The 24,792-nt window shown below is 45.5% G+C and carries 30 protein-coding genes; 6 read left to right on the plus strand and 24 right to left on the minus strand.

The window, feature by feature from the left end; genetic code table 11:
* Positions 1-35: 35 nt before the first annotated feature.
* The 11 genes from accC to ACUN27_RS23460 all read right to left on the minus strand — a co-directional run bounded on the left by accC (position 36) and on the right by ACUN27_RS23460 (position 8,013).
* Positions 36-1,394, minus strand: a complete 1,359-nt coding sequence (accC, locus tag ACUN27_RS23410; RefSeq protein ID WP_157319926.1) for an acetyl-CoA carboxylase biotin carboxylase subunit — start codon at positions 1,392-1,394, stop codon at positions 36-38.
* 41 nt (positions 1,395-1,435) lie between these two features.
* A complete protein-coding gene (gene accB, locus ACUN27_RS23415; protein WP_127449643.1) occupies positions 1,436-1,933 on the minus strand; it encodes an acetyl-CoA carboxylase biotin carboxyl carrier protein in 498 nt (165 codons plus the stop codon).
* Between the two features lie 156 nt (positions 1,934-2,089).
* The gene (locus ACUN27_RS23420) at positions 2,090-2,857 is read right to left on the minus strand and encodes a SpoIIIAH-like family protein (RefSeq protein ID WP_445559647.1); all 768 of its coding nucleotides are present in this window, start codon (positions 2,855-2,857) and stop codon (positions 2,090-2,092) included.
* Positions 2,858-2,901: 44 nt separating this feature from the next.
* Entirely contained in the window at positions 2,902-3,540 is a 639-nt protein-coding gene (spoIIIAG, locus tag ACUN27_RS23425) for a stage III sporulation protein AG (protein ID WP_127449639.1), read from the minus strand.
* 4 nt (positions 3,541-3,544) lie between these two features.
* Positions 3,545-4,267: a stage III sporulation protein AF gene (spoIIIAF, locus tag ACUN27_RS23430; protein ID WP_445559648.1), complete on the minus strand. Its 723-nt coding sequence runs from the start codon at positions 4,265-4,267 to the stop codon at positions 3,545-3,547.
* Between the two features lie 13 nt (positions 4,268-4,280).
* A complete protein-coding gene (spoIIIAE, locus tag ACUN27_RS23435; protein ID WP_379174467.1) occupies positions 4,281-5,480 on the minus strand; it encodes a stage III sporulation protein AE in 1,200 nt (399 codons plus the stop codon).
* A 24-nt stretch (positions 5,481-5,504) separates the two neighbouring features.
* Entirely contained in the window at positions 5,505-5,894 is a 390-nt protein-coding gene (gene spoIIIAD, locus ACUN27_RS23440) for a stage III sporulation protein AD (RefSeq protein ID WP_315949139.1), read from the minus strand.
* 10 nt (positions 5,895-5,904) lie between these two features.
* Entirely contained in the window at positions 5,905-6,108 is a 204-nt protein-coding gene (spoIIIAC, locus tag ACUN27_RS23445; protein WP_029197158.1) for a stage III sporulation protein AC, read from the minus strand.
* Between the two features lie 60 nt (positions 6,109-6,168).
* Positions 6,169-6,687 carry a stage III sporulation protein SpoIIIAB gene (gene spoIIIAB / locus ACUN27_RS23450; protein ID WP_445559649.1) on the minus strand — a complete coding sequence of 173 codons (519 nt, stop codon included), beginning with the start codon at positions 6,685-6,687 and terminating at the stop codon, positions 6,169-6,171.
* 6 nt (positions 6,688-6,693) lie between these two features.
* Positions 6,694-7,677 carry a stage III sporulation protein AA gene (gene spoIIIAA / locus ACUN27_RS23455; RefSeq protein ID WP_315949137.1) on the minus strand — a complete coding sequence of 328 codons (984 nt, stop codon included), beginning with the start codon at positions 7,675-7,677 and terminating at the stop codon, positions 6,694-6,696.
* A gap of 72 nt (positions 7,678-7,749) precedes the next feature.
* Positions 7,750-8,013 carry a YqhV family protein gene (locus ACUN27_RS23460; RefSeq protein ID WP_145655469.1) on the minus strand — a complete coding sequence of 88 codons (264 nt, stop codon included), beginning with the start codon at positions 8,011-8,013 and terminating at the stop codon, positions 7,750-7,752.
* 356 nt (positions 8,014-8,369) lie between these two features.
* Between ACUN27_RS23460 and ACUN27_RS23465 the strand changes: the two genes are divergently transcribed.
* From ACUN27_RS23465 to ACUN27_RS23475, 3 genes are read left to right on the plus strand one after another with little or no spacing between them, the layout of a single operon-like run.
* Complete coding sequence (locus ACUN27_RS23465; protein ID WP_315949136.1) at positions 8,370-9,173, plus strand: phosphosulfolactate synthase; 804 nt, start codon at positions 8,370-8,372, stop codon at positions 9,171-9,173.
* A 3-nt stretch (positions 9,174-9,176) separates the two neighbouring features.
* The gene (locus tag ACUN27_RS23470; RefSeq protein WP_445559650.1) at positions 9,177-9,914 is read left to right on the plus strand and encodes a 2-phosphosulfolactate phosphatase; all 738 of its coding nucleotides are present in this window, start codon (positions 9,177-9,179) and stop codon (positions 9,912-9,914) included.
* A gap of 57 nt (positions 9,915-9,971) precedes the next feature.
* Positions 9,972-10,436, plus strand: coding sequence for a DUF441 domain-containing protein (locus ACUN27_RS23475; RefSeq protein ID WP_127449623.1), 465 nt, complete (start codon positions 9,972-9,974; stop codon positions 10,434-10,436).
* Between the two features lie 9 nt (positions 10,437-10,445).
* Here the strand turns inward: ACUN27_RS23475 and ACUN27_RS23480 are convergent, their stop codons facing one another.
* The 5 genes from ACUN27_RS23480 to ACUN27_RS23500 form a co-directional block, all read right to left on the minus strand.
* Positions 10,446-11,702 carry an aspartate kinase gene (locus ACUN27_RS23480; RefSeq protein WP_326061095.1) on the minus strand — a complete coding sequence of 419 codons (1,257 nt, stop codon included), beginning with the start codon at positions 11,700-11,702 and terminating at the stop codon, positions 10,446-10,448.
* Positions 11,703-11,844: 142 nt separating this feature from the next.
* Positions 11,845-12,402 carry an elongation factor P gene (gene efp, locus ACUN27_RS23485; RefSeq protein WP_181646554.1) on the minus strand — a complete coding sequence of 186 codons (558 nt, stop codon included), beginning with the start codon at positions 12,400-12,402 and terminating at the stop codon, positions 11,845-11,847.
* 15 nt (positions 12,403-12,417) lie between these two features.
* Positions 12,418-13,491 (minus strand): M24 family metallopeptidase, encoded by a 1,074-nt coding sequence (locus ACUN27_RS23490; protein WP_315950356.1) that lies wholly within the window; start codon positions 13,489-13,491, stop codon positions 12,418-12,420.
* A gap of 20 nt (positions 13,492-13,511) precedes the next feature.
* Positions 13,512-13,946 carry a type II 3-dehydroquinate dehydratase gene (gene aroQ, locus ACUN27_RS23495; protein ID WP_445559651.1) on the minus strand — a complete coding sequence of 145 codons (435 nt, stop codon included), beginning with the start codon at positions 13,944-13,946 and terminating at the stop codon, positions 13,512-13,514.
* Positions 13,947-14,023: 77 nt separating this feature from the next.
* Complete coding sequence (locus tag ACUN27_RS23500; protein WP_315949132.1) at positions 14,024-14,512, minus strand: YqhR family membrane protein; 489 nt, start codon at positions 14,510-14,512, stop codon at positions 14,024-14,026.
* A gap of 152 nt (positions 14,513-14,664) precedes the next feature.
* On the opposite strand from ACUN27_RS23500, the gene ACUN27_RS23505 reads away from it, so the two are divergent.
* Together ACUN27_RS23505 and ACUN27_RS23510 are read left to right on the plus strand one after the other, a co-directional pair.
* Positions 14,665-15,609 carry a DUF1385 domain-containing protein gene (locus tag ACUN27_RS23505; RefSeq protein WP_445559652.1) on the plus strand — a complete coding sequence of 315 codons (945 nt, stop codon included), beginning with the start codon at positions 14,665-14,667 and terminating at the stop codon, positions 15,607-15,609.
* Positions 15,606-15,866 carry a hypothetical protein gene (locus ACUN27_RS23510; protein WP_315949131.1) on the plus strand — a complete coding sequence of 87 codons (261 nt, stop codon included), beginning with the start codon at positions 15,606-15,608 and terminating at the stop codon, positions 15,864-15,866. The genes ACUN27_RS23505 and ACUN27_RS23510 overlap by 4 nt, the downstream gene beginning before the upstream one ends.
* Before the next feature lie 10 nt (positions 15,867-15,876).
* Here ACUN27_RS23510 and ACUN27_RS23515 read toward each other — a convergent pair whose 3' ends face one another.
* Both ACUN27_RS23515 and mntR read right to left on the minus strand, forming a co-directional pair.
* On the minus strand, positions 15,877-16,845 hold the full coding sequence (locus ACUN27_RS23515) for a patatin-like phospholipase family protein (protein ID WP_326061878.1): 969 nt from the start codon (positions 16,843-16,845) through the stop codon (positions 15,877-15,879).
* Positions 16,846-16,956: 111 nt separating this feature from the next.
* Positions 16,957-17,382, minus strand: a complete 426-nt coding sequence (gene mntR, locus ACUN27_RS23520) for a transcriptional regulator MntR (protein WP_445559653.1) — start codon at positions 17,380-17,382, stop codon at positions 16,957-16,959.
* Positions 17,383-17,545: 163 nt separating this feature from the next.
* On the opposite strand from mntR, the gene splB reads away from it, so the two are divergent.
* Positions 17,546-18,607, plus strand: coding sequence for a spore photoproduct lyase (splB, locus tag ACUN27_RS23525; RefSeq protein WP_315949129.1), 1,062 nt, complete (start codon positions 17,546-17,548; stop codon positions 18,605-18,607).
* Between the two features lie 18 nt (positions 18,608-18,625).
* Here splB and ACUN27_RS23530 read toward each other — a convergent pair whose 3' ends face one another.
* The 6 genes from ACUN27_RS23530 to metG all read right to left on the minus strand — a co-directional run bounded on the left by ACUN27_RS23530 (position 18,626) and on the right by metG (position 24,541).
* On the minus strand, positions 18,626-19,339 hold the full coding sequence (locus tag ACUN27_RS23530; RefSeq protein WP_127449603.1) for a cytochrome c biogenesis CcdA family protein: 714 nt from the start codon (positions 19,337-19,339) through the stop codon (positions 18,626-18,628).
* Position 19,340: 1 nt separating this feature from the next.
* Positions 19,341-20,141 (minus strand): metal ABC transporter permease, encoded by an 801-nt coding sequence (locus ACUN27_RS23535; protein WP_315949128.1) that lies wholly within the window; start codon positions 20,139-20,141, stop codon positions 19,341-19,343.
* Between the two features lie 12 nt (positions 20,142-20,153).
* Complete coding sequence (locus ACUN27_RS23540; RefSeq protein ID WP_315949127.1) at positions 20,154-20,933, minus strand: metal ABC transporter ATP-binding protein; 780 nt, start codon at positions 20,931-20,933, stop codon at positions 20,154-20,156.
* 34 nt (positions 20,934-20,967) lie between these two features.
* On the minus strand, positions 20,968-21,888 hold the full coding sequence (locus ACUN27_RS23545) for a metal ABC transporter substrate-binding protein (RefSeq protein WP_315949126.1): 921 nt from the start codon (positions 21,886-21,888) through the stop codon (positions 20,968-20,970).
* Positions 21,889-22,031: 143 nt separating this feature from the next.
* Entirely contained in the window at positions 22,032-22,433 is a 402-nt protein-coding gene (locus ACUN27_RS23550; RefSeq protein WP_315949125.1) for a hypothetical protein, read from the minus strand.
* A 110-nt stretch (positions 22,434-22,543) separates the two neighbouring features.
* Complete coding sequence (gene metG / locus ACUN27_RS23555) at positions 22,544-24,541, minus strand: methionine--tRNA ligase (protein WP_445559654.1); 1,998 nt, start codon at positions 24,539-24,541, stop codon at positions 22,544-22,546.
* Positions 24,542-24,792 lie beyond the last annotated feature (251 nt).

The raw sequence follows: 24,792 nt of genomic DNA on the forward strand, positions 1-24,792 counted from the left end.
TATACCATTTTGCCAAAAATATGACAAATGATTATCTATGAATCTGCATCGTTCACGTCGTGCTCTTCCAAGAATTTAATATCATGGTCGCCTTTGATGAACTTCTTGTGTTCAAGCAGTTTCAGATGAAACGGAATCGTTGTGTTAACACCGTCAACGGCAAACTCCGTGAGCGCTCTTTTCATGCGGGCAATCGCTTCATCGCGCGTACTTCCCCAGACGATTAGTTTGGCGATCATAGAATCATAGTGCGGAGGAATCGTATAGCCCGGATAAACGGCACTGTCTACGCGAACCCCGAATCCACCAGGAGGCAAGTAGAATTTTACTTGGCCTGCGGAAGGCATAAAATTCCGGTTCGGATCTTCCGCGTTCACACGGCATTCGATCGCCCATCCGTTGATACGAACATCATCTTGCGAGAAGGATAACGGATTGCCTTCGGCAACGCTGATCATCTCTTGGATAATGTCGATACCGGTAATCATTTCGGTTACGGGATGCTCGACTTGAATTCTCGTATTCATTTCCATGAAGTAGAAATTACCGTCAGGTCCAAGCAAGAATTCCAATGTTCCTGCACCCGAATAATTAACAGCCAAGGCTGCGCGAACGGCTGCTTGCCCCATTGCTGCACGCGTTTCAGGCGTCAGGATCGGACAAGGTGCTTCTTCTACGAGCTTCTGTCTGCGGCGCTGTACGGAACAATCGCGTTCACCCAAGTGAACGACGTTACCATGTTTGTCCGCTAAAATTTGAATCTCCACATGCTTCATGCCCGTTAAATATTTTTCCAAATATATACCGGCGTTGCCGAAAGCATTTTGCGCTTCTTGTTGCGCAGCCGTAATTTGGGAGACAAGCGTCTCTTCATTTTCGGCAATACGAATTCCTTTACCGCCGCCGCCGGCTGTCGCCTTAATGATAACCGGATACCCGATATCTCTTGCGATGACGATTGCGTCTTCCACGTTTTCAACCAACCCGTCGGACCCTGGAATGATTGGCACGCGTGCGTCTTTCATCGTTTGCTTGGCAACCGCCTTGTCGCCCATACGGCTAATGGCGTCAGGTGAAGGACCGATGAACGTAATGTTGCAGCTTTCGCAAATTTCTGCGAAGTCGGCGTTTTCCGCTAAAAATCCATAACCGGGATGAATGGCATCACATTCTGTTAGTGTAGCAACACTCATCAGGTTCGTGAAGTTCAAGTAGCTGTCCTTAGACGCAGTCGGACCAATACAATAGGCTTCGTCAGCAAGTCGCACATGCAGCGCTTCACGATCTGCTTCCGAATATACAGCCACCGTATAAATGCCCAATTCACGGCAAGCTCGGATAATACGAACAGCTATTTCTCCTCGGTTCGCTATTAGGATTTTATGAAATTTCATTAATTTTCCTCCTAAGAGTTTTCCGTTAGCAAAATACTAACTTACTCCGGTCTAACCAAAAATAAAGGTTGTCCGTACTCAACAAGTTGACCGTTCTCAACGAGTACTTCAACGATTTCACCTTTGATTTCGGCTTCAATCTCATTCATCAATTTCATAGCTTCAACGATACACACAACGGTTTTATCGCCTACTTTTTGACCAACACTTGCGAAAGGAGCAGCGCCAGGAGAAGCAGACTGATAGAAAGTTCCTACCATCGGTGAAACGATCTTATGTAAAGATGAGTCCTCTTGCTTAGCATGTCCAGTAGTCGCAGGTACAGAAGTTTCCAAAGCTGCAGCCGGTGCTGCGTGAGGAACACTTGCTTGACCAATCGGAGCATATGTGTGTTGAACTGGTGCTGTTACGTAAACAGGCTCTGATTTATTCGGCTTGCGAATCGACAGGCGAGCACCTTCATTTTCAATTTCAAGTTCTTGTAAAGAGGATTGATCGACGAGTTTGATTAACTCTTTGATTTCACTCAATTTGAACATTCATGTCACTCCTTCAAAGTTGGTGAACCAGTAAAAAATGCGGTTTCATAGCCGCAACGTATGTATTATACCCATAAACGCAAGAAATGGAAAGAGTCCAGTTTTACCTGGACCCTTTCCTGTACCCTCCCTTGCCGTGTTGACAGCTCTTTTAAACTATGGACGAACGTATTGAATTTTGATGTTTTCTGGAGCTGCACCAAGCTCTTTGACGACCATATCAACGATGGTAACCCCTTGACTTTTCTCCAGTTTATCGCTTTGAACGGTTACTTTCCATTTGTTGCCTTCTTGATTAACGATGGCTTGCGGGAAGTCTTTCATCAGCACTTCTTGCAGATTTTCAACTTTTTCTTGAACATCTGTCAATTTCGATAAATCATTCGTTGCTTTCGCTACTGCTTCAGGTGTTTTTTTCGTGTCAATGATGATTTCCATCAAATCGGAGGAAGCTTTGGCGAAATATTCACTTTGTTTCATTTGCTCATTCGTGAAGTAGTCGCTTGCCGACGTTGTTTTCGCTTGTTCTTCCATTTGTTTCAACACTTGATCGTCCGTTTTCACATTTGCTTTTGCATCTGTTTTCACGTCTGTTTTTACATCTGTTTTTGCATCCGTTTTTGCATCGTTTTTAACATCCGTTTTAGCGTCTGCCTTAACGTCTGTTTTTGTTGAATTTTGCGGCGTTGTTGCTTTCGTGTCGACTTTTGTATCTGTGCCTGTTGTTGCTTTTACGTCTGTTTTTGCTGCATTTGCCGTGTCAACCTGAGCCATATCAATCTTCACTTCTTGGCTCTGCTTCGTCGTATCCGTCGATGCCAAATCGAGTTTATTCACATCCTCGGTGAACAAATAGTAAGCGGAAAGCACCACCATCAAGCTAAGCATAGATACGAGCCAAATTGTTTGTCTTTTTGCGTTCATTGTATATTCCTCCTCAATTTTGATTGCCTATTGGATTTATTGATTTATTCACCGGTTTTCCGGGGTAAAATGGAGATACGATTCAATGGGACGTCCAGCCCGCGCTCGACGGCTTCCGAAATCATTTTCTTCACCGTCAGATTCTCAGCGCCCTTCGCGACAACGATGACCCCTCTGATCTTAGGTTTGATATATTTGAGCACAAGCGGCTTCTGGTCGCCTGACACTTGATAGATAACCACTTCCCCGCTTCGCGTGACCTGGGAAATATTTCGAGTCGCCCCGCCATTGTCGCGTTCTGTCGTCATTTGCTGGTTATCATTGTAATTTTTGTCGACGGTCAATTCCTCCGTCGACTCAATGGTGACCAGTACTTCAACATCGCCAACACCAACGATTTTCTGTAAAATATCTTTGAGCTGCGACTGATACGCCAGTTCATATTCGTGAAAGCTAGAGTTCTCCTTGGATGTATTATTGAGAAATGTTTCTTTACTGGGAGGCGGAGAGGCTCTGCCCGCAGTGATGGGATCAACCTCTTTTACAGTCATAAATGCATTCATAATCATCAGCGCCGCTCCCATAAGTCCGATCATGATGACCCATAGGAGTGTGTTCTTACGTTTCGGTCCTCCCGGACCTCCGCCGAATTTGTTCTCCATCCATTGCAGCAATGTTCCCATCGATTCACCTCGCAATCCTTCCATTCCTTTGTTCAACTTGGATATCAATGCGTTCAGGTTCAACCAGCCAATTGCGCGTAATGCCTTGTTTCAATCGTTCAACCTCTTGCTCATAAGGTGCTGCATCTTGGGCCGATGCCGTTGTTTCTTGTTCATTCGCTTTAATCCTTATCGGATCAATAGGCTTAACCGGTTCCATAGCAGCAATACTTTTGGACCCAGCAGCAGGACTTGACTTTCTTTTGACTTCTATATCATCAAGGGTGACCCTGACTTTCGTAATGGAGGGCTTCCCATTATTGTCTATTTGCGCGACGACCTGCACGTCATGAACGGTTAGGTCCGTCTGTTTCTGAATGTCTTCTTTCATCAGTCCGGCAAGCTGGGTCTGGATCATCTGCTGTGATTGCTCTTGGCCCGCAGCTTGAAGCTTTTGGGCATCTTTTGTAATCACATCAAGTGATTTCATCCAGGAGCTTCCTCCACTTCCGCTAGCTAGCATCGTCTTTTCGTTTTGCTGCTTCTCCGCTTGGCTAAGCAATTGATCCACATCCCAATCTTTCTGAAATAACTGCAAGACTGGCGTTAAAAGTGTTAGTAAAATGAATAAGCTCATGACTGTTTTTACATAGCGCTGCATGGTGTTGCTGGGGAGTAGAAGATCAACGAAGGTGGCCAGCATGATGACCATGATGACCGTTTTCAGCCATCCGCCTAACCAGTCCATAGCGAATCTCCTTTCACCGCATCATCACCGAGACGTTACTGATCGTAATCATGATCGTTAAAGCCAGAAAGAACATTAAACTCACAGCTGCCAGCGCAGCGAAAACGTAAATCAAGCTTTTGCCTATCGTCTGCAAGCAAGCAATGATCGGGCTGTCTCCCAAAGGCTGCATGACCGCTGCAGACAAGTTGTAGATGAAAGCCAAGGTCAGAATCTTGATCGCCGGGAACGCGCACAGCATGATCAGAATGACAACGCCGACAAGTCCGATCGCATTTTTCACGAGCAAGGATGCGCCTATAACCGTCTCCGTTGCATCGGAGAATAAACGGCCTACCACGGGAACAAAGTTGCCTGTGATGTATTTGGCTGTTCGGATGGCAACACCATCTCGCACCGCACCGGCAGTCCCTTGTATCGAAATCACGCCGAGGAAAACAGTGACGAAAACCCCGAGCATGCTAAGACTGATTGTGCGAAGCAGGTTTGCCAGCTGGGTGACTTTGTATTTCTCACTTAGCGAGCTCACGATGTGCAGAACGGCCGAGAAGAACAATAACGGAAAGACAAAGACATAAATCGCCGTGCCCACCGAGTGAATCATGAAAACGATGAGCGGATGCAAAATGGCTACTGAGGTTACATTTCCCATAGAAGCTAGCAATGTTAGCAGTAAAGGCATGATTGCGATCATGAATTCTATCATTGAAGTGATTGCGGTTTTGGCATATCCGATTGCTACGCTGAAGGAATTAATTGCGATAATAATCAAGACCATGTAGGTAATCGAGTAGCCGAGCTTACTTACCGTGTTTCTTTCGAATGAGCTCTGCAGCGTTTCGAGAATCATACTGAAAATCGTTAGAATCACGATGGAAGCGAGCAGTTTGCCGTTGATGATGATCTCATGAAAAACGTAACGTAAAAGTCCTTTGAATATGCTTTTCATACTGATGCCCTTCGTACCCAGGAGTAGTTCCATGAAGGTCGGCGTCTTGCTTTCGGGAAAGTAACCGCCGTAATCTTTCATGAGCTTATCCCAATATTGCTCGACAGGCTCCGTATTCAAATGTTCTGCTTGTTCCTTGATGATGGCGTCTGTCGGTGATTCTGCTGTCGTGAAGTTCGACATGCCAAGCCACAAGGCCATTGTCATGATGAACAAGATGATCCAGCGGTTGTTCAGCTTCTGGTGCGAATAAAGTAGGTTCATTTGAGTCACTCCTAAATGGATCATCTAAGCAGGGAGCAGCTTAACGACAGTCTCGATGATGACAGTAATGATCGGAATCGCCATCACCATAATGAGTACTTTCCCAGAGAGTTCGATCTTGGAGGCGACGGATTCTTGTCCGGCATCGCGCACAATTTGTGCGCCGAACTCAGCAATGTAGGCAACGCCGATGATTTTCAGGATCGTTTTAAGAAACACCATATTGATATTTGATTTTTGCGCTAAATCTTCAAGCACCTGGATGACACTGGAGATTTTGCCGATCAGAAACAAGAAAATCATGATGCCTGTAAAGGCGGCCAGCAAGAACGCAAACATGGGTTTCTGCTCCTTGATGATGAGCGTTAAGATTGTAACGATGAGCCCCAGGCCTACAATCTGGATGATTTCCATACGGCACACCTCATTGGAATAAGAAGATCGTTTTGATTTCTTTAAACAAATGATCGAGCATGCTGACAACCATGAAGAGCACGACCACGAAGCCAATGACCGTGACCCAGTGTGCCATATCCTCTTTCCCCATCTGCTTGAGCACCGAATGGATCATCGCAATGATGATGCCGATGCCGGCAATCTGGAAAATGGCATTCACATCTACGTTCATTCCAGGCACCTCACTCTGTTGACAAGGAACTTCTGCCATAAGGCAAGTCCCTTGCTTCCCTTAATACATCAAAATTACGATTAGTGCTCCGATAAGGACACCCAGGCTTTTCCACATTTTCTCGTAACGGCGTTGATCTTCCCTAGACTCCGTTTCTTCTGCCTGAAGCTGTGAAATAGCTAGCCGCAAATGTTTGATTTGATCACTGCGATCCGTCACGCCTAGTACAGACCCGAGCTGCAGCACAACCTCTTGCTCGGCATGCTTCATCGATGTTCTTCCCCATACATCCTTAACGCTTCTATGCCAAATGTCACGAGTCGATGTCCCGTCACTCGCCAGCAACCGCTCCGATGTTAATCGAAACAAGGAGGAGAGAGGTTCAGCCACTTGCTTGCCAAGTGAGGAGAATGCTTCAGGCAGTGGTGTAACTGCGTATGTGATTTCTGTCTCCATGCGTCCTAGCGCTGAGATCAGCATCCGGATTTGTTTAGGTCGCCTGACGTAATGAGCGGCTTGCAGAAAACCATACAAGGTGGCGGCACTGATAATGAGTATCCCGCCAACGAATTTCAGCATCTTTCATCATCCTTTACGTGCAGGATAGAGTTCCAATGGCTTACCCGTCCGATCCAGTATGCGATAGGCAGCAGGCTCGCCTTTTCTTCGATGCAGGATGACATATCTCGTAAATACACCCTCTTCCAAAAGCTGCTTCAGAACAGGCCTCATTCGCACATCCTCATAATCGGCACCATGCGCGGTTGCAACAACGCGAATCCCCGTATGGACAGCCTCGTGGATCGCTCCTGCATCTTCTGGCCGGCCGATTTCATCGACGACCAGCACATCTGGCGATAAGGATCGAATCATCATCATCATGCCTTCCGCTTTTGGGCAACCGTCCATGACGTCTGTTCTCGGTCCCAGATCGAATCTGGGCACTCCTTTGACACAAGCCGCCAATTCTGAGCGTTCATCGACTACGCCTACCTTCTTGCCTGTCGTGCCCAGGCTGTTCACGCCCCACTCTCCGCGGCTAATGAGCCTGGCCATGTCACGAATCAGGGTTGTCTTCCCTTGCTGCGGCGGCGAGATCACGAGCGTGTGATGGACACTTCTCCGAATAGGGTCGAAGAGATGCGGTAGTACCTGCTTGCCTACCCCTTGAATCTCACGGGCAATCCGAATATTAAACGAGCTAACATCGCGAATCTGCTTGACATCTCCTTGATCTAACACCGTACGCCCGGCTAGTCCGACTCGATGGCCGCCGGCAATGGTGATATAACCTCTCCGCAGTTCTTCTTCATGGGTGTACATGGAATGGTTCGTTAGCATCTCCAGCAAGGTCAAACAATCTTGTCGGGTTGGTTTGTACGCCTGATCTTCCCCAGTCACTAATTGGCCTCTCTCATCAACGAAAGCGTACCCGTCCCCCCAGATTAGCTCGAAGGGGCGCGATTCTCTCACCCTGATTTCCTCAACGCTAGCTTGTACGTCCGGAGGCAAAGCTGAGAGTAGAATCCGAAGCGTCTGAGGAAGAATGTGCATAATCGTGTCGTGCATAGCGAAACATCCCTCCAAGTTGTCCAGTCTTCTATATTCATTTCTATGCTTAATAGAAAGAAATATGACCGTTTACTTTTTTAAAATACCAATGAATAGACAGCTTACTCCCGCAATCACCCAGAGCATCTTCCCATAGGAAAGTTTCTCTGCTATCCCTACCAAACCTATCGTCGTAGTAGCTAGTAGTACTAGAGGACCTACTAGAGCAAGCGTAGAGTTCACTAGCAGCGCCTTCTCCACTGTCGCCAGTCTCAACATGACGATCGCTGCTATGATCTCTATACTCCCTGACATCAGTCTCAGCGACGCCATCGTCAGAACAATTTTGTTCATGTTTTCTACTCCTTTCGTAAAAAGAAACAGCTCTTTTGAACCGGCTGCAGCATTAAAGTAACTCGCGTAGAATTGATATAAAAGGCCGGAAGCGACTTTTGTAAAACTGTTCCAACCACATAAGATCTCATTCAATAAAAGGAACAGTTTTACAATGGACTCTGAAGGTTTTTATATCAATGCGGAGCTCACAAACATAACTTCAATGCTGCAGCAAGGTTCAACGGCAGCACACTCTTTTTACCCTACCTTATGCGGGCTCGTCTGATTTTAGGCATAGTGGGCACCACCATTTGCCCAGATGCATATGCTGTACACATAATTGAACCTTCGAAGGACAGTGAGGAGAAATACCGATGGAAGTTACCTCTTATTTGAACTGGAATCCCGTTCTGGCCGACCCCACAGGACAAAGGCAGGCCAAACCCAGAACGTTGGGGAAAACAATGGTAATGGATAAAGGCTTAGGGCCAAATGCATTTGAAGATTTGCTTACCGCGGGCAGCAATCATGTGGATTTGATCAAACTCGGCTTCGGCACATCTCCTCTGTATCCGCAACATGTGCTGAAAAGCAAAATTAACGCCGCCAAAGAAAATGGCATTTGCATCTATCCGGGAGGCACCTTTCTCGAAGTTGCAATTACACAGCACGCAGTGGCTTCCTATTTCGATATGATTGTCGCACTCGGGTTTAACGGTGTTGAAATATCCAATGGAACCATTGATTTCGACCGTAAGCTTAGAAATGAGTTGATAGCGCGCGGGCTAGACGAAGGACTAGAGGTTATTACGGAATATGGTAAAAAGGGCTGGGGTTCTGCCATCGAATTAGAGGAATTAATCGAGACCGTTATGTTAGACACCGAATTCGGAGCTTCCCTAGTAACGATTGAAGCTCGTGAATCCGGGATGGGTGTTGGGATTTTTGATTCACAGGGAAAATGTAAGGATGAGGAAGTCGGGCAAGTGCTCTCCGCCGTTCCCGGGCAGCGGCTTCTGTGGGAGGCTCCGCTCAAAAGTCAACAGGTGCATTTGATTAGCATGCTTGGAGCAGATATCCACTTGGGCAACATCTCACCGGATGAGCTTATTGCTTTGGAAGCATTGCGCAGAGGACTGCGTTCCGATACGTTGTCCTTAGGTACCAGAAAGGAATAAAAGATGCATATCGAGGTTGTCGCCAACATCGGCGAAGCAAGAAGTGACGATTTTCTTCATAAAACCGTCATCGTCGTTGATGTTATCCGTGCAACTAGCACGATCATCACCGCATTGATTAACGGATGCAAAGCCATCGTTCCAGTGGATACCGTTCTGAGGGCCAAAGAATTGCAACAAGAGGGTGATCTGCTTGGAGGGGAACGATTTTGCAAGAAAATTCCCGGTTTCGATTTCGGTAATTCACCATTGGAATATACCAAGGAAGCTGTACAGGGCAAACGTGTGATCCTGACTACAACGAACGGCACTAGAGGCATTCAAAAGGCGATAAAAGCCGATCAAGTGCTGGCAGGTTCTTTTTTAAATAGTAAAGCTTGCGCAGCGGCTGCGATTGCCTTCAAGAGAGACACTGTGATTCTATGCGCAGGGACACAAGACGTCTTCTCCTTAGAGGATGGACTTTGCGCTGGGCACATTCTTGAGGAGCTAATCCGGGCTCTAGGCGAGAAACAGATAGCAACCAATGATTTCGGTTTAGCTATGCGAGGATGTTTTTTGCAAGCTCAAAAAACGTTATACGATACACTGCTGTCCTCCACGAATGGAAAGAAAATGTGCAAGTCCGGTTTTCAGGCGGATATTGAAGCCTGTGCCAAAACAAATATCACAGATCAAGTGCCGGTCCTTGAAAGTGATCAAATGGTGCTGCTAGGGACTTCAGGGCGTCCTGCGTTCTAAATACAAGCCCCTCTCATAAACTAAGATGGAAAGTTATGAGGGTGAGGGGTTTTGATGATGAATGGCAATATAATCTTAGTTACACTCATTGTTATTGGACTCATAGGCCGTTCTCCAATTATTACAACTGCTTCTTGCATGCTGCTTGCCTTGAAACTTGTCGGATTAATGCGATTTTTCCCCGCTATGGAGCGCAGAGGCTTGGAGCTGGGATTGCTTTTTCTGACGATTGGCGTCCTTGTACCGTTTGCAAGTGAACGAATCTCTATGAAGGACATCATGTCGGTATTTACCTCTTGGCCGGGAATTATTGCTCTTCTTGGAGGAGCGATTGCAACGTATATGAACGGAAAAGGGTTGGAGCTATTAAAAATAGACCCACAATTAATTGTGGGTCTTGTCATTGGTTCCATTTTTGGCATTATCTTTTTGCGGGGGATTCCGGTCGGCCCTTTGATGGCAGCCGGGATCACAGCTTTTTTATTAAAAGTTGCTTATTTTATATCCGATAAATTTAGTTGAGAACTGAGATTATCTGCGATCTTGCGGTCCGCCAACGAAAGCTTGCTCTGTAGTGTCCAAGCCGTAAGCTGTGTGCAGAGATTGAATCACTTCAGTCAAGTTCGAGTTCTCGATGACGCAAGATACTTTAATCTCGGACGTGCTGACCAGCGAGATGGAGATGCCAAGGTCAGAAATCACTTTAAACATCGTAGCCGCAACCCCAGGCGTACTAACCATGCCGGCGCCAACGATGGACACTTTCACCATATTCACTTCGGAAGTTACTTCACGGAAGCCGATTTCACCGCGGATGGATTCAATTGCATCCAAAGCTTTTTCACGGTCAGCAAGCGTCGTTGTGAATGAGAAATCCGCTGATCCATTGAGTACACCGCTTTGTACAATGATATCTACATCGACTTGAACCTCGGCAAGCGCCATGAATACTTTCGCCAGTTGACCCGGTTTCTCGGGTACACCTAGAATACTAACTCTTGCCACATTCTTGTCATAGGCGATGCCACGGACAACGATTCCTTGCTCCATCACTGCTTCCTCCTTCACGTTGGTACCTTCATTGTTGGTAAAACTGGAACGTACCACCAAGGTAACGTTATAGTTTTTGGCATATTCCACTGCTCTTGGATGAAGTACAGCAGCTCCCAAGTTCGCAAGCTCCAGCATCTCATCGTAAGAAATTTCATTTAGCTTTCTCGCTACTTTCACAATGCGCGGATCCGTTGAGTAAATACCATCTACGTCGGTATAAATCTCACAAAGATCTGCTTTGATTGCAGCAGCAAGAGCAACGGCCGTTGTATCGGAACCGCCGCGGCCAAGCGTCGTAATCTCTCCAGCTTCCGTCATGCCTTGGAAACCGGCTACAATCACCACATTGCCTTGTTCAAGCGCATTCAGAACGCGCCCTGGCTGAATATCCGTGATTCTCGCTTTTCCGTGCACATCTTCCGTGAAAATCCCGCTCTGCCAACCGGTGTAAGATACCGCTTGTTCCCCTAAACTATGTATCGCCATCGATAAGAGGGCTACAGAAACCTGCTCTCCTGTCGTTAAGAGCATATCCATTTCACGAGCCGGTGGGGCTCCATCGTAAATTTGCTTAGACAGGTCGATAAGATCGTCCGTTGTATCTCCCATCGCAGATACGACAACAACGCAGCTGTGACCTGCTTGTTTTCGCTCAACGATTCTTTTTGCAACACGTTTCATTCGCTCCGCATCACCGACAGAGCTTCCGCCAAATTTCATCACTATTAGAGACAAAGCTGACCCACTCCTAACGCATACTAGTGCATAACAATTCAATATTATAGCATAAAATGTAGTTTTGTGTGAAAAATTGCACACACAAAATAAAAAAACTCCCTGACTTGTCAAAAGTCAGAGAGGCTTGTCTTACTTGAAACTAGGCACGGGAGATATAACGGCCATCTTCGGTATCAACCGTAAGCACGTCGCCTTCGTTGATGAACAATGGAACTTGGACAACAAGGCCAGTTTCCACTTTTGCACCTTTAAGCGCGCCTTGTGCTGTGTTGCCTTTAACGCCTGGTTCTGTTTCTACAACTTTTAAGTCAACACTTTTTGGCAGATTGATCCCAAGAATTTCACCTTGGTAGCTCAAAATTTTGATGTTCATGTTCTCAAGAAGGAAGTTCAATTCCCATTTCAGTTGCTCACGGGAAAGGCTGAATTGATCAAACGTTTCTGTATCCATGAACGTGAACTCGTCGCCGCTTGCATACAGGTACTGCATTTCACGGTTATCGATGTGTGCACGGCCCACGTTTTCGCCCGCACGGAAAGTACGCTCAACCGTGTTGCCGTTGCGCAGGTTTTTCAGCTTGGAGCGCACGAATGCAGCGCCTTTACCTGGTTTAACGTGTTGGAAATCTAGAACTGTAAAAATATCGTGCTCTACTTCAATGGTAAGTCCTGTCTTGAAATCATTTACTGATATCACTTGTGAATCCCTCCGCTAGTCAATAATAAGAAAATCTTTTGTAGAATTTGTAAGTATTTTAATGCCGGTGTCAGTAATTACTGCGTCATCCTCAATTCGAACTCCCCCAAAACCAGGAAGATAAATGCCAGGTTCCACCGTAACCACCATACCAGGAGTTAAAATTGTATCCTCGGTTTTCGACAAGCGCGGAGATTCATGAACCTCCATGCCTAAACCATGTCCGGTACCGTGACCGAAGTATTCGCCATAGCCATGCTTCACAATGACATCGCGTGCATAAGCGTCGCCTTCTCTGCCCGCAATACCGGGTTTGAGATTGGCTAGACAATTGAGTTGAGCTTCCAGCACAATATCATAAATTTCTTTATGCTTGTCCGTCGGCTTTCCTAGCATAACTGTTCTTGTGATGTCAGAGCAATACCCTTTATAATACGCTCCAAAATCCAATTTGACAAATTCGTTTATTTGGAGCACGCGATCACTTGCTTTGCCGTGTGGCAGAGCGGAGCGTTCGCCGGAAGCAACAATTGTTTCGAACGAAGTCGATGTTCCGCCATTTTTGCGGATAAACATTTCAATCTCAAGCGCAATATCGAGTTCTTTCACACCTGGCTTGATATAGGACAAAATGTGCGAAAAGGTTTGGTCAGCCAAATCTGCCGCTTCCTGCATAACTTGCAATTCAACATCGTCTTTGACCATACGGATGCCCTCGACGAGTTTTGCCGTCGGCAAAAGCTCAATGCCCGGTAAAGCCGCTTGATAACTCAGGAAGTCACCGTAGGACACATCCCCTTGCTCGAAGCCGAGTTGTGTAATCCCTTGCTGATTCAAGAGTCCTTTAACAGTTTCCATCACTTTAGCCTGATGCTCAACCACTTCAAAAAGCTTCGCTTGTTGAGGGGCCTGCGTCATATAACGGAAATCTGTCAAAAGAATTGCTCGATCTAACGTTATAAGAACATAGCCGGAAGAACCGGTGAAGCCAGATACATATGTACGGTTATAGGCATTCGTGATGAGTACAGCCGGTAAATTTTGCTCTTGCATAACCTTGCGAAGACGTTCAATACGTTTCTCCTGCATCGAAATCACCATTCCTTCTTTTACTGCATATGGGATAGAAGTGCTCTCAAACCTAGCTCATAGCTCTGCACGCCGAATCCGCTGATCTGACCGATAACAACTGGCGCGGTGACGGAGTGATGACGAAACTCCTCGCGCTTATGAATATTCGATAGATGAACTTCTACGGTAGGCAATTGAACGGAAGATAACGCATCGCGAATGGCGTAGCTATAATGCGTAAATGCGCCAGGATTAATGAGAATGCCGTCTTTCGTACCAAAGGCTTCATGAATTTTATCAATAATATCGCCTTCATGATTCGATTGGAAGCTCTCAATCTCAACCGAAAGAACTTCGGCTAATTCAGTCAAGCCTTGAATAATGACGGATAGGGAAACCGTTCCGTACACACCAGGTTCACGTATGCCCAGCATATTCAGGTTGGGCCCGTTAATCACCAGAACCTTTTTCAACAGGAATCACTCCCCAGCATTTTTCAGTTGCACAGACTTTATCCGCCTATTTAACCTTTGATATTTTACCATAACTTTCATGTCTTGTGTATAGGTTGTCTTGTTCTTGTATCTGTGTACTCGATCGCGATGGAATATCCAATAAACATTCCCCAGACAAGGAATAAACATAGATCCGTCAGAATGCTATTGAGGTCCAAATCCGTAATCCAGTATGTCATCCCCGCCAAAGGACCGATCAGCAAATAAATTGCCGCCCACCAGAGTGCCCCATACCCAATCCCCCACCAGGCAGATTGCAGCTTCCACATTGTAACCATATAGATGAAGGCCGCGATAATGGAAAATACCGTAAAAAAGCCCCAGCCAACGAGCACGCCCTGCCAAGTCAACAGAAAATCATGTTTGAAAAAAGGCTCTACAAGAAACCCCACCACAATGTTGGTAAATTTAAAGTAGTGTTCAATTATTTTCATTGCTCCCCAAATGAAGCCAGCGAAAAAGCCAATGTATAAGACGAAAAGCCAACGATTTGTTTTCAATTCCCCCACATTTTTCTCATTCATCAGTCGTTCTCTTCCTTTCTCTACAAAGATTGCACGTCAATCACAGGTAAGAATAGTATGTTCTACCGTTATCGGTAGCATTCAAACCCTGAATCCGTTACAATAGGAAAGTACGAAAAACCGAATTCGAGAAGGATAAGAAGGTGGATCTCATGGCAGAACAAAACAGTATATACGGAGGACAAGCCGTCATTGAGGGCGTCATGTTCGCAGGAAAAAATGTGCATGTAACCGCCGTGCGCAAGAAAGATGGCTCACTTGATTTCTTGGAAGTCCCTAGGAAAGATATCCCCTGGGTACAATCGCTCAAGAAGATCCCGTTGGTCAGAGGGATTGTCGGCATTATAGAATCCAGCGCCAAAGGTGCTCAGCATCTTAATTTCTCAGCGGAATCCTTCGCTGAACAAGAAGGTGAGGACAAGTCCTCAACTAATAAAGATGAGAAACCTGGCTTTTTCTCAAATATTTCGATGATTCTTGGTGTAGCAGTTGTGGGTGTGATCTCGTTCCTTTTTGGGAAATTCGTGTTCACCCTGGTCCCGGCAATCATTGAACAGTTTTTGTTTGGGAATGTATTTAGCAATCAAATTCTTCATAATCTTATAGAAGGTGTTATCAAGATCATCTTGCTTGTCGGATATATTTACTTCATATCTTTAACACCTATGATTCGCAGACTTTTTCAGTATCATGGAGCTGAGCATAAAGTCATCAGCGCTTATGAAGCAGGCGTCGAGTTAACCGTCAGCAATGTACAGAAATTCAACACGCTGCATTATCGTTGCGGCAGCAGCTTCATTGTTTTTACCGTTTTGATCGGCGTCGTTATCTACTCATTCCTGCACTATGATGGATATGTAGAACGTATCTTGCAGCGTTTAGTGCTGCTACCTGTTGTAATTGGAGTTTCTTATGAAGTGCTAAGATTTACGAACTCCCTTCGTGAAGTGCCGGTTCTCCGCTACCTGGGGTATCCGGGACTATGGCTCCAACTGTTGACAACCAAAGAACCTGAAGACAGTCAGGTTGAGGTGTCTATCGCTTCTTTTAACCGGATGCGTGAAGCAGAAAAAAGAATAATGGAGGGACGGGTATGAGAAGAAAATTTTCGCCGGTCGAGATCGCTATCGGTGTTTTGATTGCGATTGGATTGTTGGTAAGTTTGCGAACTTTATTCATTCCGATTCTCGTATTAGGGCTTATATTTCTTCTATACAAATTCCCACCGTCTCGTTGGAAAAAACCTTCCTATGGCAGCCGCGGCTCGTCTAAGCCAAAAAGGAAAAACGCAAAGTTTCGCGTCATCAACGGAACGAAAGACTCGGACCCGGATGATTATCCGAAATATCATTAAGCCCTGACCGTCACTTGGAAGGAATGCGTAGTACGTATTTCTCATAATTCTCTTCGTAGGTTTTGGCGGACCATTTGGTAAAGTAGTCATTGGTCGATTGGTATCCGGAATCGTACAGTGACAAACTCAATTCTTTAGACAAATTGAATTGTGTATTCCCCACGCCGAGCGTTGGAATTTTGACCGTACGGAACCGGTTTTGCATCTCAATGTATCGCTCATCATGAGCGCTCAACATGGTTCCAAACAAAGCCTCAAGCATCGTAATCGGTCCTTTAATGGTGTGCGTAGGCGATTCGCTTTTCCCGACCAACTGGAACCCGATAACGGGAATGATTTCTTCACGATCTGTATCCCGGTCGAACACCCATAAGGGATAATTGCTCAACAATCCACCATCTACGATATAATAAAACTGCTCTGCGAATGGCGCTGCCTTCGGAGAGCTTTTTATTTGCCGGCGAATCATGACCGGATCAAAAAAATAGGGGATGCTCGTGCTCATCCGCACCGCTTTGGCGATTGAAAACTTCCGCGGATCAATCCCATACTGCGCAATATCCGCAGGCAAAATAAGCAGCTTGCCTTGCGTAATATCGGATGCGATAATTCGCAGCTGATTGTGCTTGAGATCTCCGAAATTGCGGATGCCCTTGGCAGCAAGCAGCCCCGACACCCACTGCTCCAGCGCTTCGCCGGAGTAGAGGCCTTTCTTGATCAACAGCCGCGCCGCTGGTCCGATGATTTTGGTATTGAAAATCGGTGATCGCTGCATAAATGATTTAAATGGAGTTCTGAGGATAATCTCTCTCATCTCTTCTCCGGTATAGCCGGCGGATAACAAAGCCGCTACAATCGATCCAGAGCTTGTACCTGCGACTTGATGGAACACATGCCCCTGCTCCATGGCTGCAGTGACGCCACCGGCAAGTGCTATCCCCTTAACGCCGCCACCTTCGAATACGCCATTGATTAACATTCGACACCCCTCCCCGAAATCAAACAAAAGGGCTTACTTTGTTATGTATGCGGGGGCAGTTTGTTTCTATGCACAATAAAAAGACAGAGCGCCGCGTGTTGCGGCCTCTGTCTAATTATCAACTTCTAATTCTTTACGAACATTCAAGAGTTCATCTGTCCGACCTGGATCTCTGCGGAAATATTCGACCAAAGTCTCGATACAAGTAATGGAATCCCAGCTTAGATGATGCTCGATTCCCTCAACATCCTTATATATATTGTCCTCTTGGACGCCAATGATTGTCAAGAAATTTTCGAGCAGTTGATGACGTTCAACAAGTCGTTTGCCCATTTTCTTACCTTTTGGAGTTAACATAAGTCCGCGGTACTTCTCATAGATTAAATAATTGTCTTTGTCCAGCTTTTGAATCATTTTCGTCACGGAGGAGGGATGCACTTCAAGCCCTTCAGCAATGTCGGAGACACGAGCGTAACCTTTCTCGTCTATGAGTTTATATATTCTCTCCAGATAGTCTTCCATGCTAGGCGTAGCCATTGCTTTATTTCCCCCTGCTTTCCTTTATTTCCTGCCACTTGCTTACCTATCATAATCCATCAACCTAGATGCGGTCAAATATCCCATGGTTCATCCACTCTGTGCATTGGCACACTAAATGTCAGGAACAAACATCATCCCGGCTTATTGAAAGGAGAATTGCATGTCAACAGAATTGCTCAGTAGACCAGTACCAAACACAGCTGTCTTCGTACCAGAGCTTGTTTATTTTGAACCTGATGCGATGAATTATACCAAAGGCAAGATGATCTATGAGTGGGCCAAGCAGCAAGGGTTAGAGATTCATATGACAACCTCGCATAATCAAATACGCGATCTTCCGGGTGAGACCGAACTAGAAAAATACCGTATAGCCAAACGAACTTTAGTCGTCGGCATACGCAAAACACTTAAATTCGACACTTCAAAACCATCCGCCGAATATGCGATTCCAATCGCTACTGGCTGTATGGGTCACTGCCATTACTGCTATCTCCAAACTACTTTAGGCGCTAAGCCTTACATTCGTATTTACGTCAATATCGACGATATTCTGGGAGCCGCTCAAAAATATATCGATGAACGAGTACCCGAAATCACCCGTTTTGAAGCTGCCTGTACCTCGGATCCCGTAGGTTTGGAGCATATTTCCGGCTCCTTAAAGCAGCTTATCGAATTCATGGGACAGCAGGAGCATGGTCGTTTACGGTTTGTTACGAAATACCATCATGTAGAACCGCTATTAGATGCCAAACATAATAAGCATACTCGCTTTCGCTTTAGTGTGAACGCTGATTATGTCATTAAAAACTTTGAACCGGGTACTTCCAAATTTCACGAAAGAATCGAAGCAGCCGGAAAAGTCGCTAAAGCCGGTTATCCGCTTGGTTTCATTATTGCCCCCATCATTTGGCACGAAGGTTGGGAAGAAGGTTATGCTACCCTATTGGAACGGCTTCACCAAGAACTTCCAACCGAAGCCACGATAGATTTAACCTTTGAAATGATTCAACATCGATTTACCAGAACGGCCAAAAACGTCATTGAAAAAAGATATCCCAAAACAAAGCTTGAGATGGACGAAGAAAAACGTAAATACAAATGGGGCCGTTGGGGACAGGGTAAATACGTATATCCAGATGAACAAGCAAACGCGCTAAGGGAATTTATCACAGAACAAATCTTTGATAAATTCCCTCAAGCCAAAATTGAGTATTTTACTTAATCATAAACACATCCATCATTAAAACTTCAACCAATCCGGGGTTATGGTGTTTAACCAAAGTGTGATCTGCGTCATTTTACCTGTATAAAGTAAAACCGCAATCACCACCATTAAACCCCCTCCAATTTTCATAATGAGATTGGAATAACGTAAAATCCATTTGGTTGAACCGATAAAAAAGGAGAGTACAAAAAACGGAATAGCAAATCCTAACGAGTAGGCGGTTGTTAACTGAAACCACGTTCCAGGCTCTGTAGTAGCCAAAGCGAGAATGGCCGATAAAATGGGTCCTACACAAGGAGACCATCCTGCAGCAAACCCCATCCCTACCAGCACCGAACCGAGATATCCCGCGGGACGGAACTTGATTTGCAGCTTGCGTTCTTTCATCAACCACTGCGGTTGGAAAACACCAAGCAAAAATAATCCCATAATAAAAATCAATAACGCTGCAATTTGCCGAAGCAAATCTCGATAATCAATAAAAAAATTACCTAAAAATCCTGCCGTTAAGCCCAACGCATAAAAAATGATGGAAAACCCAACGATAAAACTTAGCGTATGCAGCATTGTTTGCCTGCGCACCTGGGATGATGTCTCACCCGATTTCAATTCACTTACCGAGATTCCTGTTATGTAGGAAAGATAAGAAGGATATAATGGCAAACAGCATGGCGAAATGAAGGATGCGATCCCCGCCCATAAAGCAATCCATAAATTAACAGAGTCCATGTTAAATCCTCAATCCTCTTTTTAAAATGATCCCGATCAACATCGCAATGAGTGTAAGCACAACCGTTCCACCCGGAGCGAGATCCCAAACGCCAGCAACAACCAGCCCAATGACAACCGCAATTTCTGAAAAAATAACAGCCAAAATAACGGAGTGTTTAAAGCTTCTTGCGATTAGCAAGCTACATGCGACTGGAATCGTAAGCAAGGACGAAACAAGCAGTGCGCCTACAATCTTGATGGCAACCGAAATAACGAGTGCAGTAAGCATTGTAATCATCATATTATAATATTTAAGCGGAAGTCCACTTACACTAGCTGCATCCTCATCGAAAAACATGAGAAAGAACTCTTTAAAATGAACAGCAATGACCCCGACAACAAGCACAGATACACCGAGAACAACCCATAGATCTTGCCGATCCAGCGTATAGATACTTCCGAACAAATAGCTCATGACATTCATATTAAAGCCTTTGCCCAGTGTAAAAAGAATCGTAGCCAGCGCGACCCCGCCTGACATAATGATGGCGATGGAGAGCTCTGCATATGTTTTATAAGCTTTGCGCAGACGTTCAATAGCGAACGAAGCTAACAAAGCGAAAACAAGTCCTACGCCCAAAGGGTACACATTAATGAGAAACCCAAGAGCAACCCCCGCAATGGAAACGTGAGCAAGTGTATCTCCGATCATCGACAATCGCCGAAGGACAAGAAAAACGCCCATTAATGGCGCTGTCAGCCCGATCAATATTCCGCCAATTAAAGCGCGTTGAAAAAAATACTCCGTGAATATGTCCAAAATGCCCGCTCCTTACTGTACTCCGATCATCTCGCGAATCTGGCCGATCGAATGTGTCAAATTCGTTTCTCGGCAATCCTCGGGATCATGGGTATGCTTCACATGAAACTTGATACCGCCGCTAACTTGCTGCGGCTCCGAACCTAAATATGACTGCATCATGTCCATATCATGCGACACCATGATGAACGTCATGTGATGATGCTGATGCATGTGGCGGATCATCCGGAAAAATCCGAGCTGCGATTCCGCATCGATCCCCACGGTTGGCTCATCCAATATGAGCAGCTCCGGGTTGTTCACGATCGCGCGCGCGAGGAAAGCGCGTTGTTGTTGTCCACCCGACAGCTGGCCGATTTTGCGGTCAGCCAGGTCCTCGATGCGCATGGCGTGCATCGCGTCTTCCGCTTTTTGCAGGTCAGCTTTGGACAACCTGCGGTAGATCCGCTTCTTCGAATACATCCCAGATAAAACAATTTCCCGCACAGTTGCCGGGAATAAGGGATTGAAGGCATTTTTTTGCGGAACATAACCAATGCGTTCCCAATCCTTGAATTGGCTTAGCGGACTATCAAACAACCTGATCCCTCCACTCGTAGGCTTAAGAAGCCCTACGAGCATTTTGAGCAGCGTTGTTTTACCTGCGCCATTGGAGCCAATGACACCAACAAAATCTCGTTCAAGCACATTAAAACGAAGCTTATCAATGACCTTCTTATGTTCATATGAGAAGGAAACATCATCAATAGACACGATACTTTGGTGGCAGAAATCTTTATGGCTTATCTCCATTTTTATAACCCCTGACTCATAATGAACTACCCTTTTATTGTAAGGCAGTCACTAAATTTTTCAAATTTTTGTCCATGATCGAGATATAATCCTCACCAGCGTTAACTTGCGCTTCCGTTAATCCTTCAAGAGGATTCAACACCATCGTATCTACCTTGGCATCTTTGGCTAACGTCTTCGCCAACTTGTCGGATACAAGCTCTTCAAAGAATATATATTTCAAGTTGTGTGCTTTGATGTATTCATTCATATTTTTAAGATCCTGAGCGGTTGGCTCGGCATCAGGCGATAGACCCATAATGGATAATTGCGTTAAACCATAATCTCTGCACAAATAAGCAAACGCCTGATGAGAAACAGCAATTTCCTTTTTCGAAGTTTGCCCCAGCTCTTTTTTGTAACGAGCATCTAGATCTGTTAATTTGGCAGCATAGTTCGCATAATTTTGCTCGAAGGCAGCCTTATGAGCCGGATCTGCACTAATCAGTGCCGTTTTAATATTATTAGCCATTTTCACAGCATTTAACGGGCTAAGCCACGCATGTGGGTCAAATTCCTCTTTATTTTCAGAGGTTTTTATTAAATTTGCCCCATTACTTGCTTCTACTACTTTTAAAGTTGAATCCGGTGATAGACTTCCCAGAAAATCTTTCACCCAACCTTCAAACCCAGCACCTTGATATACGAAAACTTGTGCTTGCGTCATATTTTTGATATCCCTGCTCTTCGGAGACCAATCGTGGGGCTCGACTCCAGCCGGAACCAGGTTAATGGCATTCACATATTCTCCACCAATTGCCTTAGTAAACTCATATAAAGGATAAAAACTCGTTACTACATTAACCTTTCCTTCAACAAGCTTAGCTTTTGAACTTGCAGCAGTACCGCATCCAGCCAATATAACAGATAAAATAACCATGACGGTTATGAACATAATCCATTTCGAACGTATCATAATCCTCACTCCACTCGCGTTCTAAATCGTAATAATTTTTATTAACGAATTGATTATACGAGTCCCCCTACTTGAAGTCAATACATCTTGGAGGCAAAATAAAAAGCCCTGCTGTGAAATGTCACAGCATGGACTTAATTCAATTACTGCTTCCCTTGGTCGTCCTTCTGCTTTGAACTGTCAGAATCTTCTTTAGATGAGCTTTTATCTTCCTTATCGGCTCCGTCTTCAGATTTGGATTCCGTTTTTTTGTTGCTTTCCTCTTTCAATTTCTTATATCGCTCTTCCGACTGCTTAATTAGCTTATTCTCTTGCTTTACCTTATATTGAATAATCTCATTGTACATCTCATATTGTTTTTTTAACTCCTGATTAATTACACTATCATCCTCTTTTTTTGTGCTCGACGCCTTGGACTTAGATTCTTTTTTTGCTTTCTCTTCCTCTTTCTTTTTATCCGAACCTCCGCCAAAAATAGAACAAGACGTTAAAACAAGAACCATCACCGAAATACAGATCAACTTAAAGAAATTTCTCGCTCTCATCTATATCACTCCGTGGTTAGTTTCCCTTAGAGTACCCCACTTAGATGAACCCCCATACGATAAAAAACACCCTTGACCTATGAAAAAATAGGGAAAGGGTGGTTTCTTGATTATTTTACTATCGCGCCGTTAGGCATAGAATCCGGAACCGTGGCCAGCGTCAGCTGGTCCCCGTGTGAAGCCGCGAGAATCATTCCTTGCGACAGCTCGCCGCGCAGCTTGGCCGGTTTAAGATTGGTGACGCAAATAACTTTGCGTCCAGCAAGTTCCTCGGGCGTGTAAAACTTCGCAATGCCCGAAACAACCTGACGCTGCTCGTATCCAAGATCGAGCTGCAGTTTTAGAAGCTTATCGGCGCCTTTCACAGGCTCCGCCGATAATACTTGAGCTACGCGCAGCTCCACCTTGGCGAAATCGTCAATTCCGATTTCCTCCTTTGGTTCTGGCGCGGGCACAGTTGAAGCAACAGCCGCAGGTGCTGCTTCTTTCACTTCATCGGCGGCGTTTGCCGCTCCTCCGCCCATAGCTTCAACGATGTACGCGACCTCAGCCGGAGCGTCCAATCTCGGGAACATAGGCTCTCCCTTTTGAACGGTTGTACCCGCCGGGAGATGCCCGAATGATTGCACGCTTTCCCATGCGGTTAAGCGCGGCAGATCCTCGGCAGCTAAGCCAAGCTGCTGCCAAATCAGTTGCGGCGTCTTCGTCATGAACGGACGCAGCAGTACCGACGAAATGCGCTGAGATTCGGCCAGCACATACATGACGGAGCCAAGTGTTTCACGCTTGGCTTCATCCTTGACCATCGACCATGGCTGAGTCTCGTCGATGTATTTGTTCGTGCGGCTAATCAGCTGCCACACCGCGGAAAGCGCAATGGAAAACTCCATTTTTTCCATTGCTTCTTCATACTTCGCTACCGTCGTTTGAACAGTCTCCAAGAGACTGTCGTCGAATTCGGTAGCCCCTGGCACATACGCGGGAATCGTGCCTGCAAAATACTTATCGATCATGACGATCGTACGGTTAAGCAGATTCCCCAAATCATTGGCGAGGTCATGGTTGACCCGCTCTACAAAACTTTCCGGCGTGAACGTTCCGTCAGCCCCGAAAGGCACTTCGCGCATCAAGTAATAACGAAGCGCGTCCAACCCATAACGATCAATCAAAGTCACTGGATCAACAACATTCCCTTTGGACTTTGACATTTTGCCATCTTTCATTAACAGCCAGCCATGAGCGAAAACTTTCTTCGGCAGCGGCAGGTCAAGCGCCATCAACATAATCGGCCAATAGATAGTATGGAAACGAACAATCTCTTTACTCATTAAGTGAACATCGGCAGGCCAATACTTATCAAAATTACTCGTATCATCCGAACCGTATCCAAGTGCTGTAATATAGTTTGAAAGAGCATCAATCCACACGTAAATCACATGCTTAGGATCCCCAGGGACTTTGATCCCCCAATCAAACGTTGTACGAGAAACAGCTAAATCCTCCAGTCCTGGCTTAATGAAATTGTTAAGCATCTCATTTTTGCGGGACTCTGGCTGAATAAACTCCGGATTTTCTTCATAATACTGCACCAAACGGTCAGCATATTTGCTCATCCGGAAAAAATAGGTTTGCTCCTTCATTTTCTCAACAGGACGCCCACAATCAGGACATTTCCCATCCACGAGCTTGCTCTCTGGGAAAAATGACTCATCCGGAATACAATACCAACCTTCGTACTCCCCTAAGTAAATATCCCTTTGATCAAGCAATCTTTGAAAAATCTTGCCAACCGCATCCTTATGGCGAGTTTCTGTAGTACGGATGAAATCGTCATAAGAAATGTCGAGCTTGCTCCACAGGTCCTTAATTCCAGCAACAATACCATCTACAAACTCCTGTGGCGTTGTTCCTTTTTCTTGTGCTTTACGTTCAATTTTTTGTCCATGTTCGTCTGTCCCCGTCAAGTACCTTACATCAAAGCCGCGAAGTCTTTTGTAGCGTGCCATAGCGTCGCCCGCCACCGTTGAGTAGGCATGACCGATGTGCAGCTTATCACTTGGATAATAAATGGGCGTCGTGATGTAAAACGTTTTTGATTTCGTTGTCATCCAGAATTCCTCCTAGCAAAATGTAGAAAACACAAAAAACCCTCATCCATCTTGGGACGAGAGCTGAACTCACGCGGTACCACCCAGTTTCCCCCGCCTTTCACAAGCTCGGGGCTCAGTAAGTCTATAACGACTTGCCCATTAACGCTGGGACACGAAGCCAGCTTACTCCCAACCTTGCGCATTATTATTTCTAGTACGCAGTCTGAGCCGCTCGAAGGCTTATTCTCCAGGACCATCTTCCAAACTTA

The sequence above is a fragment of the Paenibacillus sp. WC2504 genome, from assembly GCF_052682475.1.